Here is a 20,529-nt window from a genome sequence, read left to right on the forward strand (position 1 = left end):
TACGCCAATTGAAAAGTAATCAGTTTCCTGATTAGGAGAAAGTAAAGTCAGCCTTCAAAAGGAAGTGTCATCTTGCTCAACATGTTAGTCGCAATGACTAACGAGATGACAAGGTGTACTATAACCCCTTCACTGCTTGATATTTTGAAATAGATCAATTTTATAGTGATTTTACGAGTTTTAAGCTCACCTAGAGCGATTATTGATTCAAAACAATTCAAGAATCCACCATCAGAAGTCCCTTTTAATGCTCCATCGAGTGAACTTATCCAAGCCATTGATTACTAATGATGATATTGTTAACAATATATATCAATTCGTGTTCGATGATATCTGACATTTGCGTATACACTTTTAGGTAACCACATGGCTTATTGTGTCAAAGGGGTTGCATGACAAATCCTGCAACCAAAACCGCTAAGCGATGAAGCAAGTAAAGTCATGCTCAGAACAAATAAGAAACTCACAGAGCGAGGATGGAGGCTCCTGTGGCCATATTAAAAATGTTTGGAAAGAAAAATTCCAACAGTCCGGTCAACTCTGATATGGACAAGCAAAGAAAATACGAAGCGCTCGTCCGAGGGTATCATCGTGACTTGTACCGCTACGCATATTGGTTGTGCAAAGATAAAGCGGTCGCGGAAGATCTAGTTCAGGAAACCTGTCTTAGAGCTTGGAAGTCACTCGATAGCCTCCAAGACGAAAAAGCTGCCAAGTCTTGGCTCATCACAATATTGAGACGAGAAAATGCGCGCCGCTTCGAACGTAAACAATTTGATTTAGTTGATATCGATGATTACGGCAATGATGCTAAAGTCAGCGATGACCCACATCATCAGCAAGAATGGCTGCAGGCACAGATCATGAAGCTCGATGTTGAATACCGTGAGCCTTTATTTCTCCAAGTTGTCGGTGGTTTCAGTGGAGAAGAAATTGGTGACATTCTTGATTTAAATAAAAACACAGTGATGACTCGACTATTTCGCGCTCGTAATCAACTTAAAGAGATGTTGGATTCTCAAGATACCAAGAGAGGACAAAAGAATGGATGATTTAGAATTTCGTCGTCGTATTTTGTCGGATCCAAAACAAAAGGATGAAGAGATTCTGCAAGCTTTAGCTGGTAGCGACGCCAACAATAAGTTTGTTGATGACGTTTTGGATCTCGATGTAAAAATTAAACAAGCCATGAATGTGGATGTACCCGAAGATCTCGCAGATAAGATTTTATTTAGCCAGACGTCGAGTGCACTTGATGAAGAGAAGGTCGTCAGACCAAACTTTGTCCGCAAAGCAATGGCACTTGCCGCTTCTATTGCGTTCACCGCAGGGTTATTAGTTGGTCAAGTAAACTGGGGAAATGTTTTGGTGTCTCCAGCACAAGCCAGTTTAGCGGATACCGCGATGAAACACGTAATTCATGAAGAACCGTTTGTTCGTCATCTTGATGAGGATGTACCGAGCTCGCAAATTAATGCGAAAATGTCGCCATTTCATTACCAGTTTAGTGAAAACTTTCCATATCACGTTTACTACCTAAACCACTGCGGTTTTGGTGAATCCAATGCGGTGCATATGGTGTTCCAAGGTCCAAAAGGTAAAGTAACGTTATTTATTACTGGTATTCCAAGCGAACAAAGTACCGACTTTAATAAGGATGGCATGACCGGAATCGTTCAGCCCGTTGGGAGTTCAAGCCTGATTTTAGTCGGGGAAGAAGGTGAAAATATTGATGCTATCGCTACGACTCTTGCATCAATGATTAAGCCGATGTAACAACTTCGACGATTTCCAGCCTTCAAAAGGTTAAATGCCGCTAAATGATCTTATTTAGCGGCATTTTTGTATAAATAGAACGCAAAACATTCACCATCGCTATACCATTTAGAGCTTAAACTCTAAATTATGCATTTTAAGTGCAATTTCCCGTCTTTTAGACATCATTTCTGCAATTTTTATTCAATTTTATCCAATGGTCGGATTTGTCCAAGCAATTATTGATACTACTATCTGCGCCACTGAGCAAAAGCTCAATTTATCGTCCAAAGAGACGAATCTAATAAGGAAAAACAAATGACTCAGAACACGCGTCTGTTTAAAAAGACTCTCCTAGCAGTAACGGTAGCTTTTGCCTCAGGTCAATCGATGGCAGCGGGTTTCCAAATCAACGCTCAATCAGCAACTGGCATCGGCCGTGCATTTGCTGGTGATGCAGTAATCGCAGATAATGCAGCAGTAATGGCTCGTAACCCAGCAGCAATGGCTCTGTTTGATAAAATGGAACTGTCGCTAGGTTTCGAAAGCATTACTTCAATGATTGAAGTGAAAGATGCGAAATATTGTGGTTCAACGTGCCAAGTAGCACCAACACTGCTCAAGCCTGTCGACTCAAACTATGACGACGCTGGCGATACTTCTATTGCACCGAACATTCATCTAATCGTTCCTGTAAATGACAAGTTTGCATGGGGCGTAAACGCATACTCTAATTTCGGTACTAAAACAGAATTCGACAATAGCTTTGCGGCAAAAGAATATGGCGGCTTAACTGATGTTAAGAGCGTAAACTTTGGCCTTGCAGGTTCTTACCGTCTCAATGAACAATGGAGCTTTGGTGCTGGTTTAGATTTAATCTACGGCCAAGGTACAATGAAGCGTGAACATGCTGCAATAGGCACACTCGTCGATGTAGACGAAGCTGATGGTTGGGCTGTAGGTTTCAATGTTGGTACTGTGTACGAGCTAGATGAAAACAATCGATTTGGTCTTGCATACCGTCATAGTCCAGAAATGGAAGCAAAAGACGATAAAGGTCAAAAAATCACACTACCTTTACCAGATATGGCCGAGTTCTCCGGCTTCCACAAAATTCAAGACACTAAGTTTGCTGTACACTACAGTATCCAATACATTGGCTGGGAAACTTTCGATCAAATTGAATTCTCTAACTTAAAAGGCTCTCCTCTTGGCTCATCGTACGATAAACAGTACCAGTGGCAAGATGCTTGGCACTACTCGATTGGTGGTACATATTACCTAAGTAATAACTGGACACTTCGTGCTGGTTACATGTACGACACGAGCGCCCAAGCTGACTTAACGTCTGTTTCCGTTCCTGACTCAGATCGCCAATGGTTCTCTACCGGCTTTACTTATCACATTGATAGTAAATCAAATGTCGACTTTGGCTTTACGTACCTAATGGGTAAAGATGTTGAGGTAAATGAATCAACACCTAACCCAATGTACAACCCAAGTGACGCTCAAAGCCCTCAAAATATCTCGAGCTTGTCAGCAACAACACGCGCTGATGCTATTCTATTCGGCTTACAATACAGCCGTAGCTTCTAAACGCTTCGCTGTTAGTTAGTAGAAAAATACTTTATATAAAAGGCTGGATTTCCAGCCTTTTTTCATATCTGCGATTTATTGCCCACTCAATTTGAGTGAACACGTGTATCTAAATCTCACAATTAGGACGCACAGCTGTTCGCTGAATTCCGTTTACAAGCCTTTCACAGTTAGATAATTAAACCACCCAATCAACACTTGAAAGCATAATATTCCAAATGACTGCTTATACTGGATTTTCATTTCTAAAGTAAAAACTCTACCTTTAAACTTTCGTCCCACGTTATAAATAAATCAGCGAACATTCGAATGAAAACCAACAAGACTCTTCTATCAACAGCAGTGGCATTAAGCCTACTTGGCGCAACGGGCATGGCTAACGCAGCAGGTTTCCAACTTGCTGAATATTCTGCAACAGGCCTAGGTCGAGCATATGCTGGTGAAGCAGCAATGGCTGACAACGCAAGTGCACAATGGCGTAACCCAGCAATGCTAACTTATTTGGAAGGCACTCAAGTGTCCGTTGGTGCAATCTATGTGAACCCAAATATTGATATTGAAGGTGATGTAAACTTCCACGGTAGCACTTCTTCTGCATCTTCAGATGACTTCGCACATGATGCAATCATTCCAAACTTCTACCTATCACACCAATATAATGAGAAATTCGCGATTGGTTTGGCATTTGGCACCAACTACGGCATGGAAACCGATTTAGGTAAAGGCTTTGGTGCCTCGCACTTCGGTAACGAAGCAAGCGTAACGACAATGGAAGCGAACTTGAACGCAGCTTACAAAGTCAATGAATCAATCAGCGTTGGTGGTGGTATCCGTTACATCATCGGCGAAGGCAGCTTTGGCGCAGCAGCTCCTAAGAATAACGTTGTAGGGTTAAACCCTGAAACTAATCAACCAATCAGTGTTCCTCAAGGTACCGCTCTAAAATACATGGAAGGTGACGATACCGCTTGGGGCTGGCAAGTTGGTACAGCATGGCAGATCAATGAAAATAACCGTATCGGATTCGCGTACAAATCTGAAGTTGAACTGAAGCTTGAAGGCCATGCTGAAGGTCTTGGTTTTGGCTTCGGTACTTCTGAACGCGACAACGGCTACATGTATCTAAACCTGCCTGCAACGGCTGAGTTGGCAAGCTTCCACCAAGTAACAGACCAACTTGCATTACACGCAAGCGTTAACTGGACGGATTGGAGCTCTTTCGAGAAATTGGAAGCACGTCTAGATACTGCTGGCACGCATATGGTTAAAGTAGAAAACTGGGAAGACAACTATCGCTTTGCTGTTGGTGCCACTTACCAGCTTGATCCTAAGCTAGCGCTACGCACTGGTATTGCATACGATACTTCAGCAGTAAGCGACAAAAACCGTACGATCACTATTCCAGAAACTGACCGCACTTGGCTAAGTATTGGCGCAACGTACGATTGGACGAAAGACTTCAGCCTAGACGCTGGCTTCACCTATATTTTTGCGAAAGACGCACCAATCGTTGAGTCTCGTGGTTACAAGTCAGACGACACTGCAGAACAAGTCGGTGGCCAATTCGTAGGCGAAACTACGGGTAATGTTTGGCTAATCGGTGTTCAAGCAAACTACCGTTTCTAACCAAGCTGCAAAATACAAAAAAGGCTTAGCATCAGCTAAGCCTTTTTTCATTTCTCTATTGTGAAGAACAACGCTTAAAAGTCTTCTAGGTATTCGTCTAAATACTCTTCTTCTTCGATGTTAACTTCTTCTACCGTTTCAACTTCTGCTTTAAAGTTTTGACGCTGGATATAAACATCGCGAGTTAGAATATATGGATCCGGCGACGAGTCTAGCTGCGCTTCTTGCGGTACTAATAAAGCACGCTTCTCCATTCCTTCAAACGCCCACTTACCCAAACTCGCCCAGAAGTTGAGATAAGAGAGGGGTAAATACGTACTATCTACGGTATCTGTCACTTCACGTAAGGTATACGGACCATAACCTGGAACCATGAAGTAAGGACCATTTCCAACACCATAGTGGCCTACCGCATCACTGAACGCTTTCTCGTCGTACTTCGTAATACCCGCGGCACTTGCAATATCGAATAAACCGAAAATACCGAACGTCGAGTTAATCCAAAAACGGTTAAAGTGGTCCACGGCTTTCGTACCATTACCCATGATTAAGTTATTAACCATGCTTGCTGGCTCATCTAAGTTCGATAAGAAGTTAGCGATACCAGAACGAATAGGAACTGGCGTGTATTCTACATACGCAAGTGATACAGGACGAACCAAATACGGATCTAAATATTCGTAGTTGAGTTCCCACATGGTTCGGTTAAAGCCTTCCAACGGGTCATACACATCAGAAGTCGTTTGATTTGTTTCTTGTCCTGTTACTGCTTCATCAGGCGCACTTGAACAGCCAACCAGTCCAACGGCTAACAGCAACAAGAAGGTAGATTTACCCTTGTTATACATTTTATTTTCCATAACGACTATTAATGTACCTAAGTCACCCCGATTAACCATTGTACGTATGTTGAGCAGGATACATAGTAAAGATGACTCAGATATGGGAATAAATAAAGGCCAGCAATCGCTGGCCTTCGGTATTCTACTCGATCGTTTAGAGTCATACCACTAAAGGCAACTGACTCTACCTCGTTGTCATGTTTCAGAGACAGATGTTAACAATTAATACTGCTGATCAATGGTCACTTCTACTGGTGCGCCAAATTCAACGACGTCACTTTCTCCGTGCCAATCTTGATCACGCGTTGCTACGTTACCGTCAGAATCTACACGCACACGGACGATTAGCTTATCGAGTGAAGATAACTTTTGCCCTTGCATCATGGCATTGCCATCATCTAATACGACTGTGCGAGGGAAAGTACCTAGCGGATAACGAGCAGCAGCCACAGGCATCGGGGAGCCATCTGAACGGTGTACTGACACAATCAGAACTGCGTTTGGATCCAACCGAGCATTTGGTGCCACATTAATTGTCACTGCTACACTCTTATCCGGTGAAACCGCTTCGCCCATTTGCTTACGAGCACTCTCAATACTGCGTGACAACATCTCGTAGCGGCTATCTTCTGGACCAATCATTTGCTGCATGATTCCCCAGTACTTGATGGCTGCCGGGAAGTCTTGACGCTCAAACGCATCGAACGCTAACAAAGAAAACACACGCAGATCGACATAGTCTTGCTGCATCAGCTTGCCGAGTAATGAGCGAGCCGTCGCTTGATCCATTTCCTCTTGAGACAGCATCAGAGCTTGTGCATAACCCAACATCACATCTGGGTCTTTTGGCTCTAGGCGGTACGATTTTTCCATCGCATCGATAGCCGTGGTGACATCACGATTTGCTAACGCAATACGACCTAGCAGTAACCAACCTGTCGAGTCTTCCGGCTGGTAATGTAAGCGAGTTCGAAGGGCTAGGGTCAAATCCGCCATTTCATCGTCACTCAGCGGCTCAGAAGAAGCCGACATCAGCTTTTTCGATAACTCAGGTAGATTTGCAGACACTTCTTGCCATTGAACAATATCGTCTGACGCGCCAAATTTATAATACAAACCATAGCTCAGCACCACTGTCAGAATTACCGATGGAACTAAAACCGCGATTGGAGAAACCTTGGTTTCTTTTTGCGCTTTATCACCAGGGATATCGTCAAGCAGTGATTGCTTTAGATCAGAAATCAGTTCGTCTTCACTTTCAACAAGACCTTCGTCAGTTTCTTCTGCAAGCTCAGATAGTCGGTCTTTATAAAATGCCTTGTTGAGCTCATCGCGTAACACATCATCATTGTTCGCTTTTTGTTTAAGCAGCGGCAAAGCCACCAGCGCACAAGCAATAAGCGTGAGAGCAACGGTGGAAATCCAAAATAGTGTCATTACTTCTTATCTCCGTTGTTCTCTTCTTCAAGCAATGCTTTTAAACGAGCTTCTTTTTGCTCATCCCATTGCTCGTCACTGCTCGCTTTTGCCTTAACTTTAGATTTACGGCTACGCAGTACAATCAAACCAAAACCACCCAGTACTACAGCGAGTGGCCCTAGCCACAAAATCGCAGTCGCGACCGTAAATGGTGGGTTGTAAGTCACGAAGTTACCGTAACGGGCGATCATGTAATCAACAATCTCATCTTTGGACTTACCTTCTTTGGTCATTTCGTACACCTTATGGCGTAAGTCCTGAGCAAGTTCAGCGTTAGAATCCGAGATCGTGTTGTTCTGACATTTAGGGCAACGGAGCGTATGGCTTAACTCTTTGAACTGCTGTTCTTGTTCCAAATTATCAAACTCGTACACTTCAATGGCCGCATGAGCAGCAAGAGATAATGTCATCGCAGCAAAAACGGCAAGAATTAGCTTTCTCATTGCTTCGCCTCCTCAACCAATTTGTTGTAAAGCGGCTCCAGTGTTTCTGACCAATTACGTGGGTTTACATCCCCTACATGGCGATAGCGAATCACACCATTTGCATCAATAATGAATGTTTCTGGAGCACCATAAACGCCAAGGTCAAGGCCAAGCATACCACTGCCATCAAATAGGCTGATCAAGTACGGGTTGCCGAGATCATTCAGCCAACCTATTGCTTTATTACGATCATCTTTGTAATTCATACCGATGATCTTAACGCCCTTACCCGCCAATTCGTTTAGGTATTTATGCTCTGCATAACACGTTGGGCACCACGTTGCCCAAACGTTCAAGAGCAACGGTTCACCTTTAAAAATTGATTGGTCGTACTGTTTTCCAGGCTCAGCCAGATCTTCTAAGTGAAATTCAGGAACAGGCTTACCAACCAAAACCGACTCCAATTTAGTTGGATCATCGCCCTCTTGGTTACGCATTAATTGGGTTGCGAAAATGCCCGCTAGAATCATGAAAGCGACAAGCGGAATAAATAAGATTTTCTTATTCATGTTATGCCTCCTGCTCTTTTGACTTCGCGTTTTTCTTCGGCGATTTACGGAAGCGGTAGCGTTTATCAGAAATCGCTAGTGCGCCGCCTAATGCCATAATCAAAGAGCCAGCCCAAATCCAACGAACGAACGGTTTATAGTAAATACGAACAGCCCAAGATCGGTTGTCGTCTAAACGTTCACCCATTGCAATGTATAGGTCGCGGCTAATACCACGGTCAATGGCTGCTTCAGTCATCATAGACTTAGCCGTACGGTAGAAGCGCTTCTCTGCGTGAAGCGTATTCACGTATTTGCCATCATGTGTGATCTCAAAGTCTGCGATGTAGCCATCGTAGTTTGGACCATCTTTATCACGCAAGCCTGAGAAGTAGAAATCATAGCCTTGAATTTGGAAGTGTTCGCCAGGTGCTAAACGTACATCACGCTCGATGCTGTAGTTCTGTACCATCGCAATACCGATAACAGATACCGCCAGACCAACATGACCCAACATCATTGCCCAGTGGCTACGTTGCAGCTTGCGAACACCTTCACTAAAGCTATGACGGTGCGTTGCGCGCTCGTACAGTTCAAAGCCATGCATCGCAATAATCCAAATCGCCATCACCCAACCAATGTAAGCCATGGTTGAGAAGAAATCGGCAAACAGGTACACGCATAGCGCGGCCAAGGCGAAAGCAAGCACACCTGAAACGAGCATTGGCTTCACAAGTTTAGATAAATTGTCTCGCTTCCAACGAATAAGAGGGCCAATACCAAGCAGGAAAGCAAATGGCATCATTAACCACGCAAATAGCATATCAAAGAATGGCGCACCGATAGAGACCGACCCCAAACCAAGCTGCTTGTGTACGAGCGGCAACAGTGTCCCCACTAACACCACAACAAGAGCGGCGATAAGTAATACGTTGTTGGCTAAGAGCGCATTTTCACGTGAGACTAAGTCGAAGTTACCTCGTACACGCACTGCTGCCCCTTTTACGGCAAACAGCAATAAAGAGCCGCCGATAACGAAAACGAGGAAGCCTAGAATAAACATACCGCGCGACGGGTCAGACGCGAACGCGTGCACCGATACTAAAATACCGGAACGGACTAAGAAGGTGCCCAACAAACTCAACGAAAATGCAGAGATTGCCAATAGTACCGTCCACGCTTTAAATGTGCCGCGTTTTTCTGTCACGGCAAGAGAGTGCATTAATGCGGTACCCGCTAACCAAGGCATGAATGATGCGTTTTCTACTGGGTCCCAGAACCACCAGCCACCCCAGCCAAGTTCGTAGTAAGCCCACCAAGAACCTAGTGCGATACCAAGTGTTAAAAATACCCATGCAGCGGTTGTCCAAGGACGAGACCAACGAGCCCAAGCCGTATCAAGGCGTCCGGTCATTAGGGATGCGATCGCAAAAGAGAATGCAACCGAGAAACCAACATAGCCCATGTAAAGCATTGGCGGGTGAACAATCAAACCCGGGTCTTGAAGCAGAGGGTTCAAGTCACGTCCGTCAACCGGGAAGAACGGTAACGTACGTAGGAATGGATTTGACGTTAAGATGATAAACAGTAGGAAACCCACTGAGATCATGCCCATAACAGCAAGTACACGTGCAACCGACTCTTGCGGCATACCACGACTAAACGTCGCTACAGCGACAGTCCAAGCAGCTTGGATTAAAACCCATAGCAACAGTGAACCTTCGTGCGCACCCCATACTGCGGTTAAACGGTAGTACCAAGGAAGCTGACTATTCGAGTTGCTCGCTACATACTGTAACGTGAAGTCGTTGGTATAAAATCCCCAACATAAAATGGCGAAAGAGAACAACAGCATCAGGAACATAGACCAAGATAGCGGTCGCGCTGTGTTCATGAGCATGGTGTTATTATTCGATGCTCCCCACAATGGCAATACGCTCAACAGCACTGCCATTGCAAGCGAAAGAATGAGAGCAAAGTGACCGATTTCAGCAATCATTGGCCGCTTCCTTGTTTCTGTTCGGTGCTGTATTGAAGCGGTTCATGCGTTTTCTTCATCGCTTCTGCAATTTCTGGTGGCATGTATTCTTCATCGTGCTTCGCTAGGACCTCAAATGCCTCAACTGTCGTGGCATCTTTCAGTACACCTTGAGCAACAATACCCTGCCCTTCACGGAACAAGTCAGGAAGAATACCGTCATAGGTAATCGTCACTTTCGGACCGACATCGTGCAGGTCAAAACTCACTTTCAAAGAATTAGGATCTCGACGAACTGAGCCCACAACCACCATTCCACCGATACGCAGACGCTGGCCTACTTCTGGCTTGGTGCCATCTGGCTTACCATTAACCAATTCCGTTGGAGTGTAGAAAAGGTCCATATTTTGGTTAAGCGCATAAAGTATCAAACCAATGGTGGCACTAATACCGATAAAGATCGCTAGTACAATACCTAGCCTCTTTTTACGTCTCGGGTTCATAAGGTGTTCTCCATGTTCTTCGCTGCGTCGATACGAGCTTGACGGTCAATTTTTGCTTTCACTTCTTTCAATAATGCATCACCGCGGCGAAGGCTAGTGATCAGAAGAATCAGCATGGATAAGAAAGTAATACCAAACGCACTCCATACGTATGATGCGTAGCCACCCATGGCAAAAAAGTCGCTCAGAGATTCAAAATGCATAATCAGTTACCTCACTGAGTTTGTTCTGTTGCGAGTTTGCGCACCCAAGGGCGGTGACTTTCTTTACTGATGATTTCGTTACGAAAACGGACCATCGTCACGGCACCAAAGAAAAACGCAAAGCCAAAGATGTTCAGCAATAACGGCCAAAGCATGTCGGATGAAATAGAAGGTTGTTCAAATTTCGTGATCGTCGCACCTTGATGAAGCGTGTTCCACCATTCCACGGAAAAGTGAATGATAGGTAGGTTTACTACGCCTACGATCGCTAAAATACCAGCAGCTTTTGCGGCGGTTTTTTGATCGTCAAACGCATGGTAAAGCGCAATCACACCAAGGTAGAGAAATAGAAGAATCAATTCAGATGTAAGACGGGCATCCCATACCCACCAAGTGCCCCACATAGGCTTGCCCCAAACAGCACCTGTAAGTAGAGCAATAAAAGTAAATACTGCACCAATCGGAGCCATCGCAAGTGCCGCCATATCAGATAGGCGAACTTGCCATACTAGGCCAATAAATGCAGCGATCGCCATCGACATATAAACGCCCATAGACCAAATAGCTGATGGGACATGAATGTAGATGATTCGGAAACTGTCACCTTGTTGGTAATCTGAAGGCGCAAATGCAAGCCCCCAAACCGTACCAACCGATAAGCATACGAGGGCCAATACAGAAAACCAAGGCAGAAACTTACCACTCAAACGATAAGCTGCTTCTGGCTTGGCATAAGGATGTAGCCATTTCCACATGTTTTGTTCTCACTCTTACTTCAGGGACACTGTCTAAAGGGTTGAGACCGTAGCAGTGCTTTAATAATAATTCTTTGATCAAGCGCCGCTTCATTGGCACTTTATTGAGTTAGTTAACACTAACTCGCAATGCGGCACTGATGGCAAAAGGCGTTAATGTCATCGCCCCCATTAGCATCGCACCTAAAATCGCTAGTTGACCGTTATACGCCATACCGAGTGCCGCAGCATCAATTGCCGATGTTGCGAAAATCAAAATTGGGATGTAGAGCGGAAGAATAAGCAAACTCAAAAGAACGCCACCCTTTTGCAACCCAACAGTCAACGCCACACCAATGGCGCCAATAAAACTTAGTGTTGGTGTACCGATCATCAAGGTTAATACAACCGATAGCCAAGTATTGAAGTCGAGCGAAAGTAAAACCGCCAATAATGGGCTAATTAAAATCAGAGGTAACCCTGTTAACAACCAATGTGCTATGACCTTTGAAACCACGACAAGTTGCAATGGAATCGGCATTAGCATCATTTGTTCTAGTGCACCGTCTTGAAAATCATCACGAAATAGACGCTCTAATGATAATAAGGCGGACAGCAATGCGGCAACCCAAACGATGCCCGCTGCAATACGTGCTAACAAATTAGGTTCTGGTCCAATACTCAGAGGAAAGAGAGTAATGACAATAATAAAGAACCACAGCGGGTTCAGAATGTCTGCCTGACGGCGAAATGCGATTAAGAGCTCACGACGAATGATGGTGGTCATCGAGGAAATCATATCAGTCACCCAGCTTTATTTTTCTAAGTTTCGGGCTGTCCGCAAACATATCTTGATGCGTCGTCAACACAACAATACCGCCATTATCAGCATGACTTGCGAACAAAGATTCAAGCACCTTGACACCTTGCTTATCAATGGCAGTCAACGGCTCATCTAAGATCCATAAAATTTGCTTACTGAGCCATAACCTTGCCAATGCGACTCGTCGTTGCTGACCTGCGGAAAGTTGTGCTACAGGCACATCTTCTCGGCCAGCTAATCCTACTTGAGTCAAAGCGATGAAGATTTCTTCGTCTGAAGAGCGATTATTTTGAATAGATTGATAAAAACGTAAGTTTTCTAATGCGGTAAGCTCTCGTTTCACTCCTGTTTGATGTCCTAAGAAAAGCAGATCTTGATGGAAAACATCACGAGATTTTTCAACCTCTTCGCCTTTCCATTTAATGACACCTTCTTCTCTATCACCTAACCCTGTCACAATCCGTAGCAATGTAGTTTTACCAGTACCATTACGCCCTTCGATCTGGACCAATTCACCAGGCTTAATTTCAAACTGCAGGTTTTCAAACAGAACCCTTTCATCACGGATTGCTGTCAGGTTAGACACTTCTAACATAGAGCTTCAACTAAAAAATGAACGAGCCGCTATATTAGCACAGCTTAGTTATGACAAAACAGGATAAGAGGGCTAGGTTACATGTAAGTTCATGTATTTTTGTTAATTAATCATCACACTTTAATAAAATTAACTATAAGTAGTTATAAGCGCTCATTTTGAATTTGAGAGGCCAGAGCTAAGAGCAAGATCGACTGAAGGTTATCTAGGGGTGTATTTAAGAAGAGCATTAGCGGCTAAAAACAAAAAAAGAGGCGTAATAACGCCTCTTTTTTATCGCTTGATAACCTTTAGCGTCGACGACGTCCACGCGCTGGATATTCTGCGTCATCTGATGGCTGACCACTTAATGGTGGAATCTTCTCTTTCCCTGCCAGTTTCTTCTGCAGTGAAAGCATCAACTCAGCTTCGGCTTTTGGTAGTTCGCACTCTTCAATCAGCTCGTTGATATCAGCGCCAAGCTGTACCATTTTAGAAGCGCGACTGTACAAGCGACCATCAGTATCAGCGTGTTCGAGTTCGCGAATTCTCTCGTTTAAGTGCTGAATAATGTCTTGTTGCTCCGTCACTTTTTGCCCAAGACCAACGACAACCGAGCGCACTTCGAGTAACTGCTTACTCAACTTTTGCACTTCTTTATCTGCGTGTCGAGATTGAGCTCGTTGTTGGTCTAACTGCTTTTGTAACCCCGAGCGAATCCGCAGTTGCAAAACAACCAATACTAACACGATAAAAGCGACGCCACCCGCAAGGAATGGAGCAGATAAAAGAGTCTCTTCAGCCATCATCATTCAGCCATTAAAGGTGAGCCATCTCGTCCCACTCGTCATCTGTTAGCAGCTTGTTCAAATCCACAAGGATAAGAAGCTTGCCGTCACGGTTGCTCACACCCTGGATGAACTTCGCACTCTCGTCGGTACCAACTGAAGGCGTCGTATCAATTTCAGAAGAACGCAGATAAACGACTTCTGCCACGCTATCTACTAAGATACCAATCACTTGACGCTCAGACTCGATCACAATAATACGAGTGTTGTCGGTGACTTCACCTTCCATCAGGCCAAAACGTGAACGTGTATCGATAACAGTAACTACATTACCGCGTAGGTTGATGATACCAAGTACATAATCTGGTGCACCTGGAACAGGGGCAATTTCAGTATAACGAAGTACTTCACGAACTTGCATTACGTTGATGCCGTACGTTTCTTCTTCTAGCTGGAACGTCACCCACTGAAGAACTTCGTCATTCGATGCATCTTTCTTCACTTCTACTTCAAAAGCTTGAGACATAGTTAATCCTCGTTAATGTCGTTCCCGACTTAAATCTAATTCAGTGATTTGACATCTAAACCGGCGTTTAGCATGTCAATGAGCGCCTGGACATGAATTAAGGCACACATTTTTTCTTTTACCATGCCCGCTAGCCAAGGGCGTTTACCCGCCTGCTCACGCCAGCGAACCTTGTCGATATTAAGCGTTTCAGTCCCCATTAATTGGTTACTGGCCAACCCCCACATGCTCTCACCAAGCATGACGACATATTGGTAGTTATCTTTATAGCTATCATCACGAAGCTTATCTGCCATCACCCATTTCGCGGTATCGACGACATCAAACTGTTGCTCGCGATTTGTTTGTAGCCCCAAATACCAGGCGGGTTTTCCTATCAAATGGTTAAGCTCGCTAATGCGATGAATACCACCTAACTCATCAAGAGGTACAGCAAACGTGACACCATTCACATCAAAGTAAAGAACTTGAAAGTCCTCACTTCGCTTCGTACTCTCCCAGGCCGTTGGTATATCGGAATCTGCTTGTGTTTCGAGTTCAGTATCGACGTTCGATTCTATATTGATACTTTGTTCGATCACTGCGTGAGGTTCATCCACCTCTGGTTGAGCTTCCTCAAAAACTGGCTCATCAATCACCCAGTCCTGTATTTCCTCAACACCCTGAAGCTCAGACACCTCACTAAAGGTTTGTACCTCAGGCTCAGCCGCTTTTATCTCTGCTGCAATATCAATCGTATTTTGTTCAAGAATACTATCAATATCCAACTCAGCCACTGGGTTGCTTGCTTCAAGCTGACTTAATAGCCTTTGAACATCTTCCAGGTTTGGAGCTTCCAACTCTGGCGGATATGTTTCTTGAAACTGGTACGTTTCTGGCTCCGAGTATTGTAGCTGCAATTCTGGCTCTGGCTCTGGCTCTGGCTCTGGCTCTGGCTCTGGCTCTGGCTCTGGCTCTGGCTCTGGCTCTGGCTCTGGCTCTGCAGATGATACCTCTTGAGCCAACAGGTCAAGGTCTTCCTCAAGAGTCGTTATTTCAGTTTCATCATCCAGTAATGCATTAAAGTAGTCATCAAGTGCTTGTTCACTGGACAGCACATCATTACTGCTCATCGAACGCCAACCTCTCCAGGTAAATCAGTAGCTGTTTATAGGCAAACACACCACGGCTACCAGATGCAAAATGCGAAGCTGGCAAGTGCTTTAAACTGGCATCGCGGAACTTGGTATCAATAGGCACCGCTGAGGTCCACACTTGATTTGGGTAATCTTTTTTCAGTTGCATCAATGTCTGCAATGACGCTTTCGTGCGCTTATCGTACATGGTTGGGACGATAGTCACTTTGAAACCGCCCGGGCGAGATTTTTGCATAATGGTTAGCGTACGCATCATGCGCTCTAGACCTTTCATTGCCAAAAACTCTGTTTGAACAGGAATCAAAATTCGGTCACTGGCTGCCAACGCGTTCACCATCATCACGCCAAGGATTGGCGGACAGTCAATCAACACATAGTCATAGTCTTGTGAGACAGTTTGCAGCGCCCGTTTTAAGATTAATCCCATACCACTGCGATTACCCATTACGCGATCAAGCGTGGCAAGGGACATATGCGCGGGAATGATATCCATTCCTTCCAGCTCTGTTTCTAAAATCAACGGCTTAACCGTCTCACGAGAAAACGTCTTCAACTGGAATAAATCAAATAGGCTCGAAGTTACTGCATCAGGATCATAACCGAGATAAGTAGTCAGTGAGGCGTGAGGATCAGTATCAACCATCAATACTCGATGGCCTTTCTGGCTCAATAAGCCCGCCAATGTCACTGTTGAGGTGGTTTTACCCACGCCTCCTTTCTGGTTAGCTACACTCCAAACAATCATGATGAATCCTAAGCTAGGCCAACTTCCACCAACATGCGTTCAGCAATGCGGTCAAGCGGTAAATCTTCTGAAGAAATGCCTGCTTTAGCAACCGCTTGGGGCATGCCATAAACAACACAACTTTCTTCATCTTGTGCCCAAATTGTTGAGCCTGAAGACTTCAACATGCGAGCGCCCTCACGACCGTCTGCACCCATGCCTGTCAACACTAAAGAGAGCACTTTGTCGCCATATACTTTTGCGGCAGAACCAAAAGTCACATCCACACATGGTTTGTAGTTCATGCGATCGCCGCCATCAATAATGCGAAGACGAGCAGCGCCCGCTCGTCCATCTACCATCATTTGTTTCCCACCTGGTGCAAGGTATGCCACACCGGGCTGTAACACATCGCCATCTTGTGCTTCTTTCACTTGAATCTTACACAAGGTGTTCAAACGACTGGCAAACGCAGCAGTAAACGTTGCTGGCATGTGTTGAATCAATACAATCGGATGCGGATAGTTCATCGGCAAGCGCGTCAGAATTTTTTGTAGAGCAACGGGGCCACCTGTTGATGTGCCAATTGCCGTCAGTTGATACTTCTTACCAGAAGCACGGTACTTTGTCGCAGCAGGTCGAGTTGGTGTTGGAGTCACAGGTGAAGCCGTTCTTGAACCTAATGATCGAGTAGTCGTGCTGGTACTCGCTGTTGGGCGAGCGATAGGTCGACGCATGAAAGCGCGCTTCGAGGCAATCTGAATCACACGCTGTTGAAGTAATGACACCGCTTCTTCACGGTTACGCGCAATGTCCTCAAACTTTTTCGGTAAGAAGTCCAATGCGCCCGCATCTAGCGCATCAAGCGTAGCTTTCGCCCCGTCGTGGGTCAGGGACGAAAACATTAGAATTGGCGTTGGAGCAGCGGCCATTATTTCACGTACAGCTGTAATGCCATCCATCACTGGCATTTCAATATCCATCGTGATGACGTCAGGTTTGAGAGATTTGGCTTTCTCAACCGCCTCTCTACCATTTACCGCAACGTCAATCACTTCTAGGCGCGATTCTGAGTTGATGATTTCGCTCACGCGACGTCGGAAAAAACTCGAATCATCAACGACTAGTACTTTAATCGCCATCTTATTCCTTTTAATAACGTCAGCTTTGCTTAAAGGCGTGAAGCCGCAGCATATCGCTTAAGTAAATCAGGCACATCTAGAATTAATGCAATATGGCCATCGCTAGTAATTGTCGCACCAGCCATACCTGGAGTGCCCTGTAATAGATTATCGAGTGGCTTAATAACCACTTCTTCTTGACCAATAAGCGTATCCACAACAAAACCAACGCGTTGGTTACCAATCTGTACAATCACCACGTGACCGTGACCAGTACGCTCTTGGACGTTTTGAGATTTGGATGCTAACCAGTTTTGTAAGTAAAATAGCGGGATAGATTTCTCACGTACAATGATCGTCAGCTGACCATCTACCACGTTTGTACGGCTAAGATCTAAGTGGAAAATTTCACTCACCGAAGCCAGTGGTAGAGCAAACGGATGACCGCCAACACCAACCATCAGAGTCGGTAAAATCGCTAACGTTAGTGGTACTTTGATCGTAATCTTAGTGCCCTTGCCTAGCTCAGAATCGATATCGATTGAACCGTTTAAGGTATTGATCGCCGTCTTAACCACGTCCATACCCACACCACGACCAGAAATGTCAGAAATTTTATCTTTACTTGAGAAACCAGGTGCGAAGATAAGGTTGAAGCACTCTTTATCTGTTAAACGTGCCGCCGCATCTTCATCCATCATGCCACGCTTCACCGCGATGCCACGCAGTTTGTTCGGGTCCATACCGCCACCATCATCTACGATGGATAGTTCAATATGGTCCCCTTCTTGCGATGCTGACAAAATCACTTTACCTGTACGTGATTTGCCGGCCTTCGCGCGTGCGTCTGGCATTTCAATACCGTGATCAACCGAGTTACGCACCAAGTGAATCAACGGATCGGCCAATGCTTCTACAAGGTTTTTATCGAGATCGGTTTCTTCACCGCGCATTTCTAGCACGATGTCTTTATTTAGGTTACGAGCCAAGTCACGAACAACGCGTGGGAAGCGGCCAAACACTTTCTTAATTGGCTGCATACGCGTTTTCATTACCGCGCCTTGTAGATCCGCAGTTACCACGTCAAGGTTAGCGACCGCTTTGGACATCTCTTCGTTGTCGCTATTCAAACCAAGGCTTAATAGGCGGTTTCGAACCAATACGAGCTCACCTACCATGTTCATGATGGTATCAAGTGTCGAGGTATCAACACGAACGGTTGCTTCAGCCTGAGGTTTTTTAACCGCTGGTGCTTTAGCTTCTTCTTTTACCGCGACTGGTTTAGATTCTGGCTTTGGTGCTGGCGCTGCTTGAACGGGTGCTGGCTTAGCAACAGGCTCAGGTTTCGCAGGGCTTTGCTCTACGTTTGCTGACGCTGGCTTCGTTGCCATATCTAATTCTTCTAGCGTTGGACCTTTACCTGAACCATGTAGCTCATCGAGTAACTTTTCGAACTCTTCGTCCGTCATTAAGTCACTGTCTTGATTTGATGAAGATGACACTGGAGCGGAAGGCTCTGCCGCTTTAGGTGGCTCTACTGGTACGGATGCAGATGCAGCAGCCTCTGCCGTAGAAGGGCTTTTTCCTACACCGTGCAGTTCATCGAGTAAACGTTCAAACTCATCATCAGTGATATCACCACTTTCAACTGATGGTGCACTCGATTGAGGCGGTTCAGATGGCGTTGTAGGTGTCGCAGACATTGAGGTGCCTGGCGCTGAACCTTTACCATGAAGCTCATCCAGTAGCTTTTCGAATTCGTCTTGGGTAATTTCATCAACAGAGCCGACACTTGATGGTGCTGACGGCGCAGCAGGTTCTTCGATGATAGGCTCGGGAATAATAGGCTCTGGAGTAGCCACTGGTTCTTCAACTACGGTTGCCGCTACTTCATCTTCTGACTCAGGTTTGCATAGACGATGAAGTTCTTCAAGAAGCTCAGGGTCCGCAGCTTCTAACGGCTCACGATCTTGAACAGCCTGGAACTGGGTATTAACCGTATCCAAGGCTTTTAGCATCGTATCCATTAAGTTTTGCGTTACCGTGCGTTGACCGTTTCGTAAAACGTCGAACACGTTCTCCGCACCATGACAAGTATCGACTAGCTCTGCCAATGAAAGGAAGCCGGCACCGCCTTTTACGGTATGAAACCCGCGGAAAATAGCATTAAGTAAGTCTTTGTCTTCTGGGTTATTTTCCAATTCAACCAACTGCTCAGAAAGCAGCTCGAGAATTTCCCCAGCCTCAATGAGAAAGTCCTGAAGAATATCTTCGTCTAAATCGTAGCTCATACGTTACCTTTAAAATCCAAGACTGGACAACAAGTCATCGACTTCGTCCTGCGATGAAACCGCATCTTCTCTCAGTTCTGGATGAAGAATCGGGCCTTCGGCTTCGCTTGTTTGTGTATTCTTTTTATCTGCCGGTTCTGACAAAACTTGAATGTGTTCTTCAAGTTTATTTCCAGAGAATACGGTTAGGATTTCCACTAAGCGGCCTTCAACTTCATTAACCAACGTAATTACGCGGCGAATGATTTGGCCAGTTAGGTCTTGGAAGTCTTGCGCCATGAGAATTTCGGTCAATTGGCCGCGCAATTCAGTGCTGTCACCTTCGACTTGCACTAATAGCCCGTCGATTCGGTGACACAGTGCTTTAAATTCGCTTAATTCTATGCGCCCGTGCATGAGTTCATTCCATTGAGGACGAACTTTTAGAAGGCAATCATGCAGGTTGTCAGCGATAGGAAGGCAGCAGTCGACCGCATCCATTGTTTTGTTGGCTGCAAGCTCTGTCTTCTCGATCACATAATTGAGACGATCCCTAGCGTTAGGGATTTCGTCTTTCGCAATTTCGGTCATGCGCTGATCGAGACTGAACTGCTTGAGTGATTCGTGAAGGTCTCGAGTTAACGCTCCAATTTCTTGCAGCATTGGGTTATCGGCACCTTCGTAGATCGAGGCAACAAGCATATTGGCTTGGTCTTGTTCCCCGTTTTCTAGCATTTGAACGAGTGACTTCGCCTGCTCTAGTGAGATCATTCTGAATAGACCCTTTTACGTTTAGTTCTTCTTATCACTTTGAAAACGCTAAACGAGTCATTTAATAGGTATTTAATAATTGGTATGAATGACTCGAATAACAAAGA

The 20,529-nt window shown here is 45.1% G+C and carries 21 protein-coding genes; 4 read left to right on the top strand and 17 right to left on the bottom strand.

The genetic code is table 11. The annotated features are described in order from the left end of the window. Positions 1 to 476 precede the first annotated feature (476 nt). The 4 genes from R7Z78_RS09875 (at position 477) to R7Z78_RS09890 (ending at position 4,977) form a co-directional block, all read left to right on the top strand. A complete protein-coding gene (locus R7Z78_RS09875) occupies positions 477 to 1,052 on the top strand; it encodes a sigma-70 family RNA polymerase sigma factor (protein WP_042522516.1) in 576 nt (191 codons plus the stop codon). Further along, positions 1,045 to 1,776 (top strand): DUF3379 domain-containing protein, encoded by a 732-nt coding sequence (locus R7Z78_RS09880; protein ID WP_005380527.1) that lies wholly within the window; start codon positions 1,045 to 1,047, stop codon positions 1,774 to 1,776. The genes R7Z78_RS09875 and R7Z78_RS09880 overlap by 8 nt, the downstream gene beginning before the upstream one ends. A 297-nt stretch (positions 1,777 to 2,073) precedes the next feature. Further along, entirely contained in the window at positions 2,074 to 3,351 is a 1,278-nt protein-coding gene (locus R7Z78_RS09885) for an outer membrane protein transport protein (RefSeq protein WP_042522517.1), read from the top strand. A 309-nt stretch (positions 3,352 to 3,660) separates the two neighbouring features. Next, positions 3,661 to 4,977: an outer membrane protein transport protein gene (locus R7Z78_RS09890; protein ID WP_042522518.1), complete on the top strand. Its 1,317-nt coding sequence runs from the start codon at positions 3,661 to 3,663 to the stop codon at positions 4,975 to 4,977. A gap of 74 nt (positions 4,978 to 5,051) precedes the next feature. Here the strand turns inward: R7Z78_RS09890 and R7Z78_RS09895 are convergent, their stop codons facing one another. The 17 genes from R7Z78_RS09895 to R7Z78_RS09975 form a co-directional block, all read right to left on the bottom strand. Next, positions 5,052 to 5,825: a VacJ family lipoprotein gene (locus R7Z78_RS09895; RefSeq protein WP_005380523.1), complete on the bottom strand. Its 774-nt coding sequence runs from the start codon at positions 5,823 to 5,825 to the stop codon at positions 5,052 to 5,054. Between the two features lie 216 nt (positions 5,826 to 6,041). Beyond that, positions 6,042 to 7,256, bottom strand: coding sequence for a c-type cytochrome biogenesis protein CcmI (gene ccmI, locus R7Z78_RS09900; RefSeq protein WP_042522520.1), 1,215 nt, complete (start codon positions 7,254 to 7,256; stop codon positions 6,042 to 6,044). Next, positions 7,256 to 7,741 (bottom strand): cytochrome c-type biogenesis protein, encoded by a 486-nt coding sequence (locus R7Z78_RS09905; protein WP_005380519.1) that lies wholly within the window; start codon positions 7,739 to 7,741, stop codon positions 7,256 to 7,258. Before R7Z78_RS09905 ends, ccmI begins: the two co-directional genes overlap by 1 nt. Next, positions 7,738 to 8,292, bottom strand: coding sequence for a DsbE family thiol:disulfide interchange protein (locus R7Z78_RS09910; RefSeq protein WP_005380518.1), 555 nt, complete (start codon positions 8,290 to 8,292; stop codon positions 7,738 to 7,740). The genes R7Z78_RS09905 and R7Z78_RS09910 overlap by 4 nt, the downstream gene beginning before the upstream one ends. 1 nt (position 8,293) lies before the next feature. Next, positions 8,294 to 10,270, bottom strand: a complete 1,977-nt coding sequence (locus R7Z78_RS09915; RefSeq protein ID WP_017635943.1) for a heme lyase CcmF/NrfE family subunit — start codon at positions 10,268 to 10,270, stop codon at positions 8,294 to 8,296. Beyond that, positions 10,267 to 10,752: a cytochrome c maturation protein CcmE gene (ccmE, locus tag R7Z78_RS09920; protein WP_005380516.1), complete on the bottom strand. Its 486-nt coding sequence runs from the start codon at positions 10,750 to 10,752 to the stop codon at positions 10,267 to 10,269. The genes R7Z78_RS09915 and ccmE overlap by 4 nt, the downstream gene beginning before the upstream one ends. Next, positions 10,749 to 10,955: a heme exporter protein CcmD gene (ccmD, locus tag R7Z78_RS09925; RefSeq protein WP_005380515.1), complete on the bottom strand. Its 207-nt coding sequence runs from the start codon at positions 10,953 to 10,955 to the stop codon at positions 10,749 to 10,751. Before ccmD ends, ccmE begins: the two co-directional genes overlap by 4 nt. 11 nt (positions 10,956 to 10,966) lie before the next feature. Beyond that, entirely contained in the window at positions 10,967 to 11,710 is a 744-nt protein-coding gene (locus R7Z78_RS09930) for a heme ABC transporter permease (protein WP_005380513.1), read from the bottom strand. 109 nt (positions 11,711 to 11,819) lie between these two features. Next, positions 11,820 to 12,488 (bottom strand): heme exporter protein CcmB, encoded by a 669-nt coding sequence (gene ccmB, locus R7Z78_RS09935; protein WP_005380512.1) that lies wholly within the window; start codon positions 12,486 to 12,488, stop codon positions 11,820 to 11,822. A 1-nt stretch (position 12,489) separates the two neighbouring features. Continuing rightward, a complete protein-coding gene (ccmA, locus tag R7Z78_RS09940; protein ID WP_005380511.1) occupies positions 12,490 to 13,107 on the bottom strand; it encodes a cytochrome c biogenesis heme-transporting ATPase CcmA in 618 nt (205 codons plus the stop codon). 290 nt (positions 13,108 to 13,397) lie between these two features. After that, positions 13,398 to 13,892, bottom strand: a complete 495-nt coding sequence (locus R7Z78_RS09945) for a DUF2802 domain-containing protein (protein WP_025998721.1) — start codon at positions 13,890 to 13,892, stop codon at positions 13,398 to 13,400. Positions 13,893 to 13,905: 13 nt separating this feature from the next. Continuing rightward, the gene (locus R7Z78_RS09950; protein WP_005380507.1) at positions 13,906 to 14,400 is read right to left on the bottom strand and encodes a chemotaxis protein CheW; all 495 of its coding nucleotides are present in this window, start codon (positions 14,398 to 14,400) and stop codon (positions 13,906 to 13,908) included. Positions 14,401 to 14,435: 35 nt separating this feature from the next. Then, positions 14,436 to 15,512, bottom strand: coding sequence for a chemotaxis protein CheW (locus R7Z78_RS09955; protein ID WP_169644368.1), 1,077 nt, complete (start codon positions 15,510 to 15,512; stop codon positions 14,436 to 14,438). Further along, positions 15,502 to 16,281 (bottom strand): ParA family protein, encoded by a 780-nt coding sequence (locus R7Z78_RS09960; RefSeq protein WP_005380505.1) that lies wholly within the window; start codon positions 16,279 to 16,281, stop codon positions 15,502 to 15,504. Before R7Z78_RS09960 ends, R7Z78_RS09955 begins: the two co-directional genes overlap by 11 nt. 8 nt (positions 16,282 to 16,289) lie before the next feature. Continuing rightward, on the bottom strand, positions 16,290 to 17,402 hold the full coding sequence (locus tag R7Z78_RS09965; RefSeq protein WP_005380504.1) for a protein-glutamate methylesterase/protein-glutamine glutaminase: 1,113 nt from the start codon (positions 17,400 to 17,402) through the stop codon (positions 16,290 to 16,292). A gap of 29 nt (positions 17,403 to 17,431) precedes the next feature. Further along, positions 17,432 to 19,672 carry a chemotaxis protein CheA gene (locus tag R7Z78_RS09970; protein ID WP_005380503.1) on the bottom strand — a complete coding sequence of 747 codons (2,241 nt, stop codon included), beginning with the start codon at positions 19,670 to 19,672 and terminating at the stop codon, positions 17,432 to 17,434. Between the two features lie 9 nt (positions 19,673 to 19,681). Beyond that, on the bottom strand, positions 19,682 to 20,422 hold the full coding sequence (locus tag R7Z78_RS09975) for a protein phosphatase CheZ (protein WP_005380502.1): 741 nt from the start codon (positions 20,420 to 20,422) through the stop codon (positions 19,682 to 19,684). Positions 20,423 to 20,529 lie beyond the last annotated feature (107 nt).

Source organism: Vibrio sp. 1167 (genome assembly GCF_033340375.1).
GTDB classification, from domain to species: domain Bacteria; phylum Pseudomonadota; class Gammaproteobacteria; order Enterobacterales; family Vibrionaceae; genus Vibrio; species Vibrio alginolyticus.

Excerpts from the sequence above, each read along its gene's own strand:
- R7Z78_RS09875 (WP_042522516.1), top strand. The coding sequence starts at position 477 with ATGGAGGCTCCTGTGGCCATATTAAAAATGTTTGGAAAGAAAAATTCC.
- R7Z78_RS09880 (WP_005380527.1), top strand. The coding sequence starts at position 1,045 with ATGGATGATTTAGAATTTCGTCGTCGTATTTTGTCGGATCCAAAACAA.
- R7Z78_RS09885 (WP_042522517.1), top strand. The coding sequence starts at position 2,074 with ATGACTCAGAACACGCGTCTGTTTAAAAAGACTCTCCTAGCAGTAACG.
- R7Z78_RS09890 (WP_042522518.1), top strand. The coding sequence starts at position 3,661 with ATGAAAACCAACAAGACTCTTCTATCAACAGCAGTGGCATTAAGCCTA.
- R7Z78_RS09895 (WP_005380523.1), bottom strand. The coding sequence starts at position 5,825 with ATGTATAACAAGGGTAAATCTACCTTCTTGTTGCTGTTAGCCGTTGGA.
- ccmI (WP_042522520.1), bottom strand. The coding sequence starts at position 7,256 with ATGACACTATTTTGGATTTCCACCGTTGCTCTCACGCTTATTGCTTGT.
- R7Z78_RS09905 (WP_005380519.1), bottom strand. The coding sequence starts at position 7,741 with ATGAGAAAGCTAATTCTTGCCGTTTTTGCTGCGATGACATTATCTCTT.
- R7Z78_RS09910 (WP_005380518.1), bottom strand. The coding sequence starts at position 8,292 with ATGAATAAGAAAATCTTATTTATTCCGCTTGTCGCTTTCATGATTCTA.
- R7Z78_RS09915 (WP_017635943.1), bottom strand. The coding sequence starts at position 10,270 with ATGATTGCTGAAATCGGTCACTTTGCTCTCATTCTTTCGCTTGCAATG.
- ccmE (WP_005380516.1), bottom strand. The coding sequence starts at position 10,752 with ATGAACCCGAGACGTAAAAAGAGGCTAGGTATTGTACTAGCGATCTTT.
- ccmD (WP_005380515.1), bottom strand. The coding sequence starts at position 10,955 with ATGCATTTTGAATCTCTGAGCGACTTTTTTGCCATGGGTGGCTACGCA.
- R7Z78_RS09930 (WP_005380513.1), bottom strand. The coding sequence starts at position 11,710 with ATGTGGAAATGGCTACATCCTTATGCCAAGCCAGAAGCAGCTTATCGT.
- ccmB (WP_005380512.1), bottom strand. The coding sequence starts at position 12,488 with ATGATTTCCTCGATGACCACCATCATTCGTCGTGAGCTCTTAATCGCA.
- ccmA (WP_005380511.1), bottom strand. The coding sequence starts at position 13,107 with ATGTTAGAAGTGTCTAACCTGACAGCAATCCGTGATGAAAGGGTTCTG.
- R7Z78_RS09945 (WP_025998721.1), bottom strand. The coding sequence starts at position 13,892 with ATGGCTGAAGAGACTCTTTTATCTGCTCCATTCCTTGCGGGTGGCGTC.
- R7Z78_RS09950 (WP_005380507.1), bottom strand. The coding sequence starts at position 14,400 with ATGTCTCAAGCTTTTGAAGTAGAAGTGAAGAAAGATGCATCGAATGAC.
- R7Z78_RS09955 (WP_169644368.1), bottom strand. The coding sequence starts at position 15,512 with ATGAGCAGTAATGATGTGCTGTCCAGTGAACAAGCACTTGATGACTAC.
- R7Z78_RS09960 (WP_005380505.1), bottom strand. The coding sequence starts at position 16,281 with ATGATTGTTTGGAGTGTAGCTAACCAGAAAGGAGGCGTGGGTAAAACC.
- R7Z78_RS09965 (WP_005380504.1), bottom strand. The coding sequence starts at position 17,402 with ATGGCGATTAAAGTACTAGTCGTTGATGATTCGAGTTTTTTCCGACGT.
- R7Z78_RS09970 (WP_005380503.1), bottom strand. The coding sequence starts at position 19,672 with ATGAGCTACGATTTAGACGAAGATATTCTTCAGGACTTTCTCATTGAG.
- R7Z78_RS09975 (WP_005380502.1), bottom strand. The coding sequence starts at position 20,422 with ATGATCTCACTAGAGCAGGCGAAGTCACTCGTTCAAATGCTAGAAAAC.